Genomic DNA, 12,865 nt, shown 5'->3' with positions numbered 1-12,865 from the left:
GAGGTGAAATGGACCATGAGGGCGGCATGTCCGGTGTTGCGATCCGGCCAACCGCGCCGCGCCGGCCTCCGGGTGTCTCACACCGACCCTTCGCGCGACGGGTGCGCCCTGGCCGGCCGCCCCTCCCCCGCGCCCCCGGCCCGGTGCTCCTCGAGCGCCAGCCACACCTTGTCGCGCAGCAGCGGCACCTCCGTGAACCGCACCCCGGTGGCATCCCGCAGCGCATTGGCGAAGGCGGGCGCCACCGGGTTGAACGGGCTCTCGCTCATCGACTTGGCGCCCAGCGGCCCGATCGAGTCCGAGGTCTCCATGAAGTGCACCTCGGTGCGCGGTACGTCGGCGTAGGCGGGCAGCCGGTAGCGGCGGAACGCGGGGGTGACCACCTTGCCGCCCCCGTCGACGAGGACCTGCTCGAAGAGGGTCGCGCCGAGCGCCTGGGCGACGCCGCCCTCGACCTGGCCGCGGCACTGCATGGGATTCATGACCTTGCCCGCGTCGGCGGAGTGCACGCTGCGCAGGATCTTCATCTCCCCGGTTCCGGGGTCGACGGCGATCCGGAACCACTGGGCGTTGAACGCCACCGAGCGGGGCGAGCCGCCCCAGTGCCCGGCCGCCGACAGTTCCACGCTCTTGCTGTGCGCGGCCTCGTGGAGCTCCTTGAGCGACACCAGCCGCCCGTCGCACTCGACCGAGTCCGCCATCAGCCGGCACAGGCTCCGCGGCACCCGGACATGCTCCGCGGCGAACGTCAGGATCCGCTCGGCGAGGCCGTTGGCCGCCTTCATCACGGCCTTGCCCGCGACGACCGTCCCGGCCGAGCCGAATGCGCCGGTGTCATGCCGTACGACGTCGGTGTCGGACTGCCGGATGGCGATCCGGTCCACCGTGGTGCCCAGCGCCCCCGCGGTGATCTGCTTGTGCACGGTGGTGGTTCCGTTGCCGAACTCCGCCGTGCCCACCGCGATGTCGTACGTGCCGTCCTCGAGCAGCGTCACCGTGGCGTCGGCGAAGTGCCCGCCGGGCGGGCCGGTGGCGATCATCGACATGGCCGTGCCCTGCCCGACCAGCCAGCCCTCGGGCGCGTCGGCGGCGCTGGTGTCCTCCGCGATGGCGTCCCGGACGACCTTCAGGCACTGGTCGAGGCCGTAGCTGGCGATATGCAGGTCCTCTTCCTCGCCACCGGGGCTGATCATGTGCTCGCCGGGACCGATGATGTTGCGCTCCCGGAAGACCAGGGGATCGATGCCCAGCCGGCGGGCCATCTCGTCCATCGCCGACTCCACGGCGAAGGTGACCTGCCCCAGCCCGTAGCCGCGGAAGGCCCCGGCGGGGACGCAGTTGGTGTAGACGGAGTACGCATTGACCTTCTTGTGCGGCGCGCGGTAGACGGCCATCGACTCGCCCACGCTGTGGAACATCACGGCCGGGCCGTGGTTGCCGTACGCGCCGGTGTTGGAAACCACCCGGAGCTGGAGCGCGGTCAGCGTGCCGTCCTTCTTCGCCCCGGCCTTGATCCGGATGCGGAAGGGGTGCCGGGTGGTCGCGCCGAAGAACTGCTCGGCCCGGGTGAACTCCAGCTTCACCGGCCGCCTCAGCCGCAGCGCGGCCAGCACGACGATGTCCTCGGTGAGCATCTCCTGCTTGCCGCCGAACCCGCCGCCGACCCGGCCCGCGACCACCCGGACCTTGTCCTCGGGCAGGTCGTAGAGCGCGCAGAGGGCGCGGCGGGTCAGAAACGGGACCTGGGTGCTGGAGCGGACCACGATCCGCTCGCCGCCGTCCGCCCGGCTCCCGCCGGTCTCCCGGGTCTCCCCGGTCTCCTCCTTGTCACCGGCCGCCCCGTGCTCCTCGGCCTCCTCGGCCTCCTCGAAGTAGGCGACACAGCCGTGCGTCTCCAGGCTGGCGTGCTGCACCCGCTGGGTGCGGAAGCTCTCCTCGTAGACGAGGTCGGCCTCGGCGAAGCCCTCCTCGACGCTGCCGATCTCGCCGTGCACCTCGCCGACGACGTTGTTCTCCGCCCGGGCGATCCGGGTCTCGGAGCCCTTGGCGTGGATCACCGGGGCACCGGGCCGCATCGCCTCCTCCGGGTCGATGACATACGGCAGTTCCTCGTATTCCACGACGATCCGGCGGCAGCCCTCCTCGGCGGCCCCTTCGGTGTCGGCGACCACGGCCGCCACCCGCTGCCCCACGAACCGGACCACATCGTCCAGCACCCGGGTGTCGTCGGGATCCTCGGTGGGGTGCTCGTGCCGGGCCGAGGAGTACAGCCGCTCGGGCGCGTCGTGGTGGGTGAGGACGGTGTGCACGCCGGGGACCCGCAGCGCGGCCGAGGTGTCGATGGAGACGATCCGGGCGTGCGGGTGCGGGGAGCGCAGCAGCTTCATATGGAGCAGGCCGGGGACGTCGATGTCGAAGGTGTAGCGGGCCGTGCCGGTGACCACCTGCGGCCCGGCCGGGGCGCCCAGGTTGCGGCCGACCGCCTGCCCCGCGCACGGCTCCTCGACGTTCTTGACCCCGCGTACGGCGTCCTCGATCGCCCGGTAGCCGGTGCAGCGGCACAGGTTGCCCTTGAGGGCGCGCGGCAGATCGGCCAGCTTCCCGTCGTCGTGCGCGCCGCCCTGCTCCGCGACCAGCGCCGACGTCGTCATCAGGAATCCGGCCGTGCAGAAGCCGCACTGGAAACCTTGGGCGTCCAGGAACTTCTGCTGTACGGGGTGGAGTTCGCCGTCGGCCGGGGCGAGTCCCTCGACGGTGGTGACGCGGCGCCCTTCGGCACGCACGGCCGGGTAGATGCAGCTGTGTACGGGCTCACCGTCGACATGGACGGTGCAGGCCCCGCAGTCGCCGGCGTCGCAGCCCTTCTTCACCCCGAACCAGCCGCGGTCGCGGAGGTAGGTGCGCAGGCACTGGCCGGGCCGCGGCTCCGCGTCGAACGGCCGCTCATTGACGTGTATCCCAAAGCTCATCGCCCGGCCTCCCGGCCCAGTTCCCGGCGGATCTCCTCGGAGAGCCGCAGCGCCATGTGCCGGCGCCAGACCGGCAGTCCGTGGATGTCGTCGAACCAGTCGCCCTCGCCGACGGTCCACTCGATCGCCTCGCGCAGCTCCCTGGCGTCCGGCGCCGTCGGGAACCACAGGCGGAACGGCCGCACGGTGGCGGCCGTGAGGCTCACGGCCAGCGAGCCGTCCAGCGGGTCGAGGGCGCCGATGACCAGCGCGCCGGAGCGGCCGAGCCCGTACAGGGAAGCCTGGCGGAACGCCGTACGGGAGAGCAGGGCCCGGGCGGGCAGGGTGACCGAGCGCAGCAGTTCACCCTCGGCGAGGTCCTTGCGGCCGGCGCCGGTGATGAAGTCCGCGACCTTGGTGCGGCGCAGCGTGCCGTCCTGCGCCTGGAGCAGGGCCTCGCCGTCGAGGGCGGCGGTCAGCGAGATCATCGGGCCGGCGGGCAGGCCGTTGCAGAGGTTGCCGCCTACGGTTGCCATGTTCCAGATCTTGAACGAGGCCAGGAAGGCGCGGCAGCACTGCTCGAACAGCGGCGCCGCCGGGGCGTCGTAGGTGCGGGCGAAGCGGGAGAGCTGGGCGATGGTGCAGGTCGCCGCGACCTCCAGCGAGCCGTCCGGGAGCCGGCGTAGGGGCTCCCAGCCCATCCGGCTCAGGTCCACCAGACGCCGGAGGTGCGGCTGCGGTTCGGAGAAGAGGTAGGTGCCGCCGCCCAGCCAGGCGTCGCCGCTGCGCCAGGGGGCGCGCTGCCGGGCGTCTCGCACCTCCAGCACGGTGTTGAGGTCCATACCGCGAGTGAAGCAACGCCGCGGCGCCCGGCACGACTGGTGCGCAGCACGGAAAAACACCGTGGCAGCGGCCCGGAACTGGATGATCAACCAACAGCTATATCGGCGAGAACGGCTTGCATTTACGATGAGGCCACTCGCATTCGCCTCGTGAATGTGAGATGCCGGGCCCCTCTCCGTCCGTCCTACACCCCGGCAGCCGCCCAAGGAGCCAGCACATGCACGTCGAAGAACTCCTCCAGCTCGATTCGCTCGACCTGAACCTGCTGTGGGGCGAGAGCGCCCTGCTCACCCGGGAAGTCAGCGGGGTGACCGCCACGGATCTGGAGGACCCGGCCCGGTTTCTGCAGCCGGGTGAGCTGGTGCTCAGCGGGCTGGTGTGGTGGCGGCCCGGGGAGAGCCGCGCGAAGGTCGACCGCTTTGTCTCCGCACTGCATTCGGCCGGGGCGGCGGCGCTGCTGGCGGGCGAGGAGACCCATGGCTCGGTGCCCGAGGACCTCGTCGAATCCTGCCGCGAACATCGCATCGCGCTTGTCGCCGTCCCTGCGCACACCACCTTCCGGGCCATCACGGAAGCGGTGTACCTGCGCCAGTGGGGCGATCTGAGCCGGCGCCCCACCGACCACTACGCGCTGCCGGAGAACGTCCGCACGGAACTGGCCCGCCTGCTCGCCGAGGACGCCGCGCCGGACGCACTGCTGGACCGGGCGTTCGCCCACCTCGGCGGGCCGGCCTGCTATCTGCTGACGGCGACCGGGCGGGTGATGGCCCGCACCCCGTCGGCGCCGTTCCTGCCCGCGCAGCAGGCCGCCCGCGATCTGGCCGGCGCGGTCGGCACCAGCCTGCGGATCGACGGGGACTTCGGCCCGTACGACAGCTGGCATCTGCATCTGCGCGGCGCGACCGACGCCCCGCCGCGCGTACTGCACGAAATCGCCGATGTCATCGCCCAGTACCGCCATCACCTCGTCCGCAGGCAGGAGGCCGGTCTCCGCGCCGCCGACGAGCTGATGGCGCTGATCGACGCCGCCCCGGCCGACGGCGCCGCGCTGGACTCCGCGGTGCACGCCGCCGGCCTGCCGGCTTCGGGTCCGTACCGCGTGGTGGTGGCCTCTCTGGGGGGCGGCGAGGGCGAGGGGGCCGTCGGCGCGCTGACGGAGGCGCTACGGCACTCCCCCGCCGAGCCGTTCGTCGTCGGCCGGCTCCCGGGCGGCGATGCCGTCGCGGTCGTCCACGCCGCCCCGGACTCCGACGCGGGCTCCGGCGGCGGGGTGCACTCCGCGCTGCGCGATCTGTGGCCGACCCTCCACGCCTGCCACCCCCAGACCCCGCTGCACGCCGGCGTCAGCGGCCTCGCGACCACCCCTGGTGGCCTCAACTCCGCGCTCTCGCAGGCCCGTTACGCCCTGGCCGCGGCCCGCGCCGACGCCCCGAAGGCCGCCCTGGTGACCTCCGTCGAGGACCTCACCACGCTCGGCACCCTCCTCGCCGGGGTCCCCGCCGACGTCCGTACGGCCTTCAGCACCCAGGTGCTCGGTCCCCTGGCGGCCGGCAGCAGCACCTCGCACCGCATGCTCCTGGAGACCCTGGAGGTCTTCCTCGCCCAGCACGGCTCCTGGGCCCGTACGGCCGAAACGCTGCATCTGCACGTCAACACGGTCCACTACCGCATCCAGCGCATAGAGTCGCTCACCGGCCGCGATCTGTCCCGGCTCGATCACAAACTGGACCTGCATGCGGCGCTGTTGTGCCGCTGACCTCGCGGTGGCCGCCGGAGCGCCGGGCCCTGCGAGCGTGCGGCCGTCACTGATTCCCGCGGTCCTCCGGCCGGTCGACGTGCACATTGGTCGACTTGACCCGGGCGGTGGCGGTGACGCCCACCTCGATGCCCAGTTCCTCGACCGCCTCGCGGCTGACCATCGACACCAGCCGATGCGGTCCGGACTGGATCTCCACCTGGGCGACGACATCGTCCAGGGCGACCGCGGTGACGATCCCGGCGAAGGAGTTCCGTACCGAGGTGCGGACCTCGCCGGGCACCGGATGCAGCCCGGCGGCGCGGTCCTTGGCGAACGCCGCGAGGCTCACCCCGTCGATCACGCGGTTCCCCGAACCGTCCCGGTCCATCCGCAGCTGACCCCCGTCGGCCCAGCGGCGGACGGTCTCCGAACTCACTGCCAGCAGCCGGGCTGCCTGGCCAATGCTGTACGACGGCACCCCCGCACTCTAGAGCAGCGGCCGCCCGCGCCGATCACCGCCTCGGCGGCCCGCCCGGGGCGGCTGTCCGGGGGCGGGGCGCTGGGCGCGCTCGGCGAGCTCTTCCAGCGCCGGGAGCGCGTCGCACAGCAGGCGCCGGTGGTCGGCCGCCAGCCCCGCTATCTCGGCGGCGAGGAGGCCGGTGGTCTCGCGCCGTACGGCGCACAGCAGCCGCTGCCCGTCGTCGTTGAGGCTGATCAGACTCGCGCGCTGGTCCTCGGGGTCGGGGCGGCGGGCGAGCCAGCCGCAGCCGTCGAGGAGGTCGACCATCCGGGAGGCGGTGGACAGCGCGATGTTCATCCGCGCGGCGAAGTCGCTGATCCGCAGCGGGCCGTGGGCGGAAAGGACGGCGAGGGCGGTCAGCCGGCTGGGGGTCAGATCGCCGTGCACGCTCTGGCGGCGGAGCAGCGGCAGCAGATGCTGGATCACCGCGCGCAGCCGGCCCGCCAGCTCCGCGTCCTGATCCGGCGCGGGCGGCGCGCCGGGGGCGCTGTCGGGCGTGGTCATCGGGGGCTCCCCGGGGGGCTCGACGGCGGCGGGGCCGGATCCGCTTCGGGGGCGGGCGGCGGGGCCGGATCCGCTTCGGGGGCGGGCGGCGGGGCCGTATCCGCTTCGGGGGCGGGCGCCGGGGCCGGGGCGTCGGAGGGCGGTCCGCCGGGGCCCGTTTCGTGCCGGACGGCTTCCCGGCGGACCCGCTCGCCGGTGCGCCCCCGGCCGCCGCCTTGCTCCCCGTACACATAGCGCCCGCCCCGCAGCAGCGAGGCGACGGCCGCGACGAGGCAGGCCGCGATGGCGAAGTCGAAGGCGACGGCCAGCCCGTCGGCGAACGGCGGGGAGATCAGCCGGGGGAAGAACTCCCGGCCGGTGAGATAGGCGGCGTGGCCGGCGGGGAGCTGGGCGAGGACGTGCGGGCCGAGCAGGGTCTGTACCGGGTTGTAGCCCAGGAGGGAGGCGAAGAGGACGCCCACCGGGGGCAGCGCGGCGACCTTGGCCGCGTCGGCGGCCGGGACCCCCTGCGCGGTCAGTCCGCTGGTGAGGGCGCCGGGCAGCGCTCCGGCCAGGCCCGCGACCATCAGGGAGAAGAAGATGCCGATGGACAGCACCATGGCGGAGTTCTGGAAGGTGGTGCTGATTCCGGCGCCGACGCCGCGGCGGTCGGGCGGCAGGCTGTTCATGACGGCGGCGCGGTTGGGCGAGGCGAACAGGCCCATGCCGATGCCGTTGAGCAGCAGGATCAGCGCGAAGGCGGGGTAGGAGAAGTCGACCGGCAGCGCCTGGAGGGCGACGAACGTCCCGGCCGCGAGCAGCATGCCGCCGGTGGCGAAGGTCCGGGCCCCGAAGCGGTCGGACGCCCATCCGGAGACGGGTCCGGCCACCAGGAACCCCAGGGTCATCGGCAGCATGTAGATGCCGGCCCACAGCGGGGTCCGGTCGAAGCCGTAGCCGTGCCGGGGCAGCCAGATGCCCTGCAGCCAGATGATCAGGATGAACATCAGGCCGCCGCGGCCGAGCGAGGCGAGCAGGCTGGCGAGATTCCCGGCCGTGAACGCCCGGATCCGGAACAGCCGCAGATCGCACATGGGCTCGGCGACCCTCCGCTCGACCAGGCAGAAGGCGGCCAGTACCGCTAGCCCGCCGGTCATTTCGGCGATCACCGCGGGGTTGGTCCAGCCCATGGTGTGGCCGCCGTAGGGCTGGATCCCGTACGTGATTCCGGTCAGCAGCGCGATCAGTCCGGCCGCGAAGGTGAGGTTGCCCCACCAGTCGGGCCGGGCCGGGGTGCGCACTCCGGTGTCCCGGAGCTTGAGGTACGCCCAGATCGTGCCGAAGACCCCGAACGGCACCGACACCAGGAAGACCAGCCGCCAGTTGACGGGGCCGAGCAGCCCGCCGAGGACCAGCCCGATGAACGAGCCGGCGATGCCCGCGACCTGGTTCAGGCCCAGGGCGAGGCCGCGCTGGGCGGCGGGGAAGGCGTCGGTGAGGATCGCGCTGGAGTTGGCCATCAGCATCGCGCCGCCAACGCCCTGCAGGACACGCATCCCGATCATCCAGAGGGCGCCCGCCGTGCCGTGCTGCCAGGTCACCGAGAGCAGTACGGAGGAGACCGTGAAGACGGCGAATCCGAGGTTGTACATCCGGGTGCGGCCGTACATGTCGCCGAGCCTGCCGAAGCTGACCACGAGGACGGCGGTGACCACGAGGTAGCTCATGATCAGCCACAGCAGCAGGCCGGTGTTGCCGGGCCGGAGCGGGTCCACGCCGATGCCGCGGAAGATGTCGGGCAGCGCGATGAGCATGATCGACATATTGATCGAGGCGATCAGCACGCCCAGCGTGGTGTTCGACAGGGCGACCCATTTGTAGCGGGCATCCGGCGTTCGGCGCGCGGCGGCCTTGGGGACAGGCGCATCGGATGGCTCGGCAGTCTTTCCCACGGATCACCACCCCTAGAGATACAGGGCTCCACCGGGACGGTGCGGCGCTCGGCTCCCTTTGCCGGTGGCGCTCACCGCACTTACTTGCTTGACATCAACCAATTTCCAATTTAGACCTCGCGGGAAATCCTGGCCACGGGTACGGCCCGGAGACCGCATCCGGCACGCCCGGAGCCCGGCGCCGGGGCGGGCGCCCGGCCGGGCGCCACCGGTGCGGAACGGCGGCCGCCGCCTCGTACTTGCGGGTAGTACGCCCGAACAGAGCAGTGCGGGCCGACGCCGGGCGAGGCGCTCCGAACGCCTCCGTACACCGTTCAACGGTCATCGGGCCGCCCTCAATCCGCCGCGTTTCAAAGGGAGTTGACCGGCGGACAGGCGGGCCGGACGGGCAACACGCCACGCAGGAAGGGCTCCCGGGCGGACACCAGGAAAGCGCGAAGTCTGATTTGTTCGGTTTGCGGGCGATTTGGGCGGATGCAAGGCTGGATCTCGTCCGCCGCACAAGAGAGGAAAAAACCTATGGTTACGGATCGCACAGCACCGACCGACACGACCACTCTGGCCGCCGAAGTCGAGGGGCTGCTGGACTCCGCCGAACCCCACGGCGTGTTCCGCGACACCCGCGAGTGCGGAGGAGGCCTGCTGCTCCTGGGGCTCCTGCTCATCTCGCCGCCCACTCCCCGTCCGAAGACGGACGCGCGGTAAAAGGGGCATGCGTTGGCTGAACAGGCGCAGGGCGCAGTCCCACTGAGCGCTGTGATCGCCGATGCCGCAACCGGGGTCGCCCTCGCCCTTCGGGGCGAGGGCGACCCTTACGCTTTGTCGCGCATTCTGCGGCAGGGCGACGCGGCGTCGATGGCGGCGCTACGGGTACTGGGCGCCGACGCGCTCGCACCGTATGCACTGGACCACCGGGTAGCCCCCGGCGCCGACGACGAGACCGTGGTGCGCGAGACGCTCGCCGCCTACCCGCCGGGAGCGGATGCCTCGGAGGTGTCGACGTGGAGCTACCGGGGCCTGGTCGAGGCCTCGCACTCGTATCTTCCCGGCGGCGCGGGGCACTGGCCGCCGCCGCCACCGGTGGGAGCCGATTGGGTGACGGCCGACCCCTGGCCCAAGCTCGCCCACCGGGCATCCCAGCTGGCCGCGCTCGCCCTCCCGGGGCTGGCACCGGAGCTCGCCGAGGACCTGACGCACCGCACCGACGATCTGGCGCGCGGCTTCGTGCGCGCGGTCCGCCGCCGCGACTGGCTCCAGGCGGCCGGCGTGGGCCGCTGGCTGGCCCGGATGCCCGACGTACCGACGACCCTCGGCCTGGACGCCGGGCTCGCCTTCGTACGGCAGATGAGCGGCGGCGACGCCCGGGTGGCGCTGCATGTCGTGGCCGCCCACCGGTTCCACGGGCGGGGGTGGTGACCGGCGGCCGGGGCGCCCCGGAGCTGCTGGACCGGATGGTCGAGGGCAGCCTGGAGTGGCTGGACGGCGCGCGGCCGTTCTTCCACCTGCCCGCGAACGCGACCACCGACGCCGATCCGAACCTGACTCTGAAACCGCTCGGCGAACTCGCCGAACTGATGCATGTGATCGCCTCGTTGCACCCGCGCACCGACCTCCGGGAGCAGGCGGACAGGCTCTTCGCGTTCGCCTGGGAGGAGACCTACGACGGGGAGCTGTTCGCCGAGCTGATCCGCGGCGAGCCCTATGCCACCTACCCGGTGGAGATCTACGGGGTCTTCGCCCGGACCGGGCTGCGCAATACGGCCGTCGAGGAGCTGTTGTCGACGACGACGCGGCTGCGGGCCTGGCGGGTGGCGCGCGAGGACCACACCCGTACGCTCGGTGTGCTGAACGCCGAGCGGCGGATCGGATATCCCCAACACGCCGACTTCTCCACGGTGTTGGGGCATACCGCGCTGGGCGGGCTGCCCGAGCCCTGGGCGCTGGACCGCAAGGCGGTCTACGGCCTGACCCACGATGTTTTCCATCTGACCGACTGGGGCCGCGCTCCCGGGCGGCTGCCCGCGGAGCTCGCCGACTATCTGCGACTGTGGCTGCCCTCCTGGCTGGAGAACTGGCTGGAGGAACAACTGTGGGATCTGGCGGGTGAGTTGCTGGCGGTGACCGCCTGCCTGCCCAAGGCCCCGTACGACCCCCTCGCCTGGCAGCGGCTGGCCGCCGCGCAGGCGGCCGACGGCAGCGTGCCCGAGACCGGCGCCGCACCCTGCCCGGACGACCCCGCCGAGGCCTTCACGGCCTGCTATCACTCCACCCTGGTGACCGCGTTCGCCGGCACCCTCGCCCGGATCGCCCCGGAGCCTTCACCGGAAGGAGCCGGGGCGGCGGCGACGGCCCTGCGGACCCCCTGCGAAAGCGAGGCAATCCCGTGACGGTGACGGCCGCACCCGCTCCCCCCGCGCTGCTGCACGGCGTCGGCGACCGGGCCCTGACCTGGCTCGACAAGCACCGCGACTTCTTCCGGCTGACCGACGAGGACCGCGCCACCGGCGGCGCCCTGATCGAACGCCTCAAGCCCATCGGCGAGTTGGCGATCAATATGCAGGTGCTGTTCCGGGAGGGCGTGGCCGGTTCGCGGCAGCACGCGCGCGCCGGGCAGCTGCTGGACTTCGCCTGGCGGGAGCTGCTGGACGGCGGCAATGTGCTGGCCGCGCTCCAGCACGAGGAGCCGCTCTCCCCCGTTCCGCTGGAGATCTACGCGACCTTCCACGAGCTGGGCCACCGCCACCCCGCGCTGGAGACGGCCCTCGAGGTCCCCCGGCGCACCGCCACCTGGAGGGCGCTGGAGATGGTGCCCAACCGGCGGCTGGGGGTCCTCAACGCCGAACGCAAGATGAAGCTCGCGCCCAGTGACGATTTCGACCGGGCCCTGGCGGCCACCTGGCTGGGCCGGACGCCCGAGCCGTGGACGGTGCAGTACCACATCGCCTACGACCTCACGCACACCGTCTTCCACCTCACCAACTGGGGCGAGGCGCCGGACCGCATCCCGCCCGGGCCGGCCGAGTATCTCGCGCGGTATCTGCCGGCCTGGATGGAGGACTGGGCGGACCTCGAACACTGGGACCTGCTCGGCGAACTGCTGGTCGTCGACGCGTGTCTGCCGCGGCCCACCCTGGACGGTGAGATGTGGGAGCGGTACGCCGCCGCACAGTCCGACAGCGGGGCGATGCCCATTCAGCGCGGGATGCCGGCCGGCGACCCGCAGGACGTCTTCGACCTGGTGCACCACCCCACCCTGGTGGCCGCGTTCGCCTCGGCGATGGCCACCTCCCGGTCGCTGTCCGCCGACGCCGCCGGATGAACGGCGTCGGCCCCGGAGGCGCCCTCGGTGACCGCCTCGCGGAGGCGGTCACCCTCATCGACGCCCCGGACATCGTGCTGGCCGTCACCCACCGGCGCCGGCGGACCGTGGTCACCGGTGGCACCGCCCTGGCGCCGCCCACGCCCCGCCATTCGCTGCGCTATGAACTCGGCTCGCTGTCCAAGACGTTCACCGTGCTGCTGCTCGCCGAGCTCGCCCACTCCGGCGTGCTCTCCCTCGACGACCGGCTGGCCGACCACCTGCCCGCGCTGCCCCTCCCGCACGCCGCCTCGCGCCGCATCACGCTGCGGCATCTGGCCACCCACACCTCCGGGCTGCCCCGCATCCCCACCGACCTGGTGGCCGGCGCGCTGGTGCATCCGTACCGCAACGGCTACGCCCGCTACGACACCGGCCGCCTCCTGGACACCTTTGCCCGCACCCGGCTGCGGCACCCGCCCGGCACCCGCTGGCGTTACTCCAACTTCGGGCTGGCGCTGCTCGGTCCGGCGATGGAGGGCGCCGCGGGCGCCGACTACGCGACCCTGCTCACCGAGCGGGTGCTCCGGCCCCTGGCGCTGACCGGCACCTCGCTGGGCGCCGGCACCACCGGCACCGAGGCCATCGGCCACCGCGCCAACGGCAGAACGCCGGTCCCCAGCTCCGACATGGGCGGCTTCCGCGCCGCCGGAGCGGTGCACGCCACCCCCGACGATCTGCTCACCTATCTGGAGGCGCACCTCTTCCCCGAGGACACCCCGCTGTCCGGGGCGCTGCGCGACGTCCAGCTCCCGCTGCTGCGCCGCGGCTGGCGGCACCGGCACACCCACACACTGACCTGGTACCACCACCCCGCCCCGGGCGGGCCGCTGCTCTTCCACGTCGGGGCGACCTTCGGCCAGCAGGCGTTCCTCGGCTATCAGCCGGCCTCCGGCATCGGCCTGCTGGCGATCGCCACCCGCCGCGGGCGCACCTGCCACATGGTCGACACCGCTTACGAGATGTTGTACTCGCTGGCCGGCGAACCGGTGCACTGAGGCCGCCGCCCCGCCCGGGACGGGG

11 protein-coding genes are annotated in these 12,865 nt (G+C 72.7%); 6 read left to right on the top strand and 5 right to left on the bottom strand.

Annotated elements, in window-relative coordinates:
• Positions 1-77: 77 nt before the first annotated feature.
• Both ACIRPT_RS04630 and ACIRPT_RS04625 read right to left on the bottom strand, forming a co-directional pair.
• Positions 78-2,969, bottom strand: coding sequence for a molybdopterin-dependent oxidoreductase (locus ACIRPT_RS04630; RefSeq protein WP_403822166.1), 2,892 nt, complete (start codon positions 2,967-2,969; stop codon positions 78-80).
• Entirely contained in the window at positions 2,966-3,790 is an 825-nt protein-coding gene (locus ACIRPT_RS04625) for an FAD binding domain-containing protein (protein ID WP_403822164.1), read from the bottom strand. Before ACIRPT_RS04625 ends, ACIRPT_RS04630 begins: the two co-directional genes overlap by 4 nt.
• A gap of 218 nt (positions 3,791-4,008) precedes the next feature.
• Between ACIRPT_RS04625 and ACIRPT_RS04620 the strand changes: the two genes are divergently transcribed.
• Positions 4,009-5,547 (top strand): PucR family transcriptional regulator ligand-binding domain-containing protein, encoded by a 1,539-nt coding sequence (locus tag ACIRPT_RS04620; protein ID WP_403822161.1) that lies wholly within the window; start codon positions 4,009-4,011, stop codon positions 5,545-5,547.
• A gap of 46 nt (positions 5,548-5,593) precedes the next feature.
• Here ACIRPT_RS04620 and ACIRPT_RS04615 read toward each other — a convergent pair whose 3' ends face one another.
• From ACIRPT_RS04615 to ACIRPT_RS04605, 3 genes are read right to left on the bottom strand one after another with little or no spacing between them, the layout of a single operon-like run.
• A complete protein-coding gene (locus ACIRPT_RS04615; RefSeq protein WP_403822158.1) occupies positions 5,594-6,007 on the bottom strand; it encodes a molybdopterin-binding protein in 414 nt (137 codons plus the stop codon).
• 9 nt (positions 6,008-6,016) lie between these two features.
• The gene (locus ACIRPT_RS04610; protein ID WP_403822155.1) at positions 6,017-6,553 is read right to left on the bottom strand and encodes a MarR family winged helix-turn-helix transcriptional regulator; all 537 of its coding nucleotides are present in this window, start codon (positions 6,551-6,553) and stop codon (positions 6,017-6,019) included.
• Entirely contained in the window at positions 6,550-8,397 is a 1,848-nt protein-coding gene (locus ACIRPT_RS04605; RefSeq protein WP_403823348.1) for an MFS transporter, read from the bottom strand. Before ACIRPT_RS04605 ends, ACIRPT_RS04610 begins: the two co-directional genes overlap by 4 nt.
• A gap of 606 nt (positions 8,398-9,003) precedes the next feature.
• Here ACIRPT_RS04605 and ACIRPT_RS04600 point away from each other — a divergent pair.
• From ACIRPT_RS04600 to ACIRPT_RS04580, 5 genes are all read left to right on the top strand, one after another.
• Positions 9,004-9,189, top strand: coding sequence for a hypothetical protein (locus tag ACIRPT_RS04600; RefSeq protein WP_400065376.1), 186 nt, complete (start codon positions 9,004-9,006; stop codon positions 9,187-9,189).
• 114 nt (positions 9,190-9,303) lie between these two features.
• Positions 9,304-9,900, top strand: a complete 597-nt coding sequence (locus ACIRPT_RS04595) for a hypothetical protein (protein ID WP_403822152.1) — start codon at positions 9,304-9,306, stop codon at positions 9,898-9,900.
• The gene (locus ACIRPT_RS04590) at positions 9,897-10,871 is read left to right on the top strand and encodes a DUF6895 family protein (protein WP_403822149.1); all 975 of its coding nucleotides are present in this window, start codon (positions 9,897-9,899) and stop codon (positions 10,869-10,871) included. The genes ACIRPT_RS04595 and ACIRPT_RS04590 overlap by 4 nt, the downstream gene beginning before the upstream one ends.
• The gene (locus ACIRPT_RS04585) at positions 10,868-11,803 is read left to right on the top strand and encodes a DUF6895 family protein (protein WP_403507637.1); all 936 of its coding nucleotides are present in this window, start codon (positions 10,868-10,870) and stop codon (positions 11,801-11,803) included. The genes ACIRPT_RS04590 and ACIRPT_RS04585 overlap by 4 nt, the downstream gene beginning before the upstream one ends.
• Positions 11,800-12,840: a serine hydrolase domain-containing protein gene (locus ACIRPT_RS04580; RefSeq protein WP_403822146.1), complete on the top strand. Its 1,041-nt coding sequence runs from the start codon at positions 11,800-11,802 to the stop codon at positions 12,838-12,840. Before ACIRPT_RS04585 ends, ACIRPT_RS04580 begins: the two co-directional genes overlap by 4 nt.
• Positions 12,841-12,865: the final 25 nt, after the last annotated feature.

The sequence above is a fragment of the Streptomyces sp. NPDC101227 genome, from assembly GCF_044767545.1.
GTDB lineage: Bacteria > Actinomycetota > Actinomycetes > Streptomycetales > Streptomycetaceae > Streptomyces.
The sequence above is the reverse complement of the archived record's forward strand: the minus strand, read 5'-3'. Positions and strand labels throughout refer to the sequence as shown.

What these genes read in the sequence shown, in the direction of transcription:
- ACIRPT_RS04580 (WP_403822146.1), top strand. Translation starts at nt 11,800, where the DNA reads ATGAACGGCGTCGGCCCCGGAGGCGCCCTCGGTGACCGCCTCGCGGAG.
- ACIRPT_RS04625 (WP_403822164.1), bottom strand. Translation starts at nt 3,790, where the DNA reads ATGGACCTCAACACCGTGCTGGAGGTGCGAGACGCCCGGCAGCGCGCC.
- ACIRPT_RS04620 (WP_403822161.1), top strand. Translation starts at nt 4,009, where the DNA reads ATGCACGTCGAAGAACTCCTCCAGCTCGATTCGCTCGACCTGAACCTG.
- ACIRPT_RS04630 (WP_403822166.1), bottom strand. Translation starts at nt 2,969, where the DNA reads ATGAGCTTTGGGATACACGTCAATGAGCGGCCGTTCGACGCGGAGCCG.
- ACIRPT_RS04610 (WP_403822155.1), bottom strand. Translation starts at nt 6,553, where the DNA reads ATGACCACGCCCGACAGCGCCCCCGGCGCGCCGCCCGCGCCGGATCAG.
- ACIRPT_RS04600 (WP_400065376.1), top strand. Translation starts at nt 9,004, where the DNA reads ATGGTTACGGATCGCACAGCACCGACCGACACGACCACTCTGGCCGCC.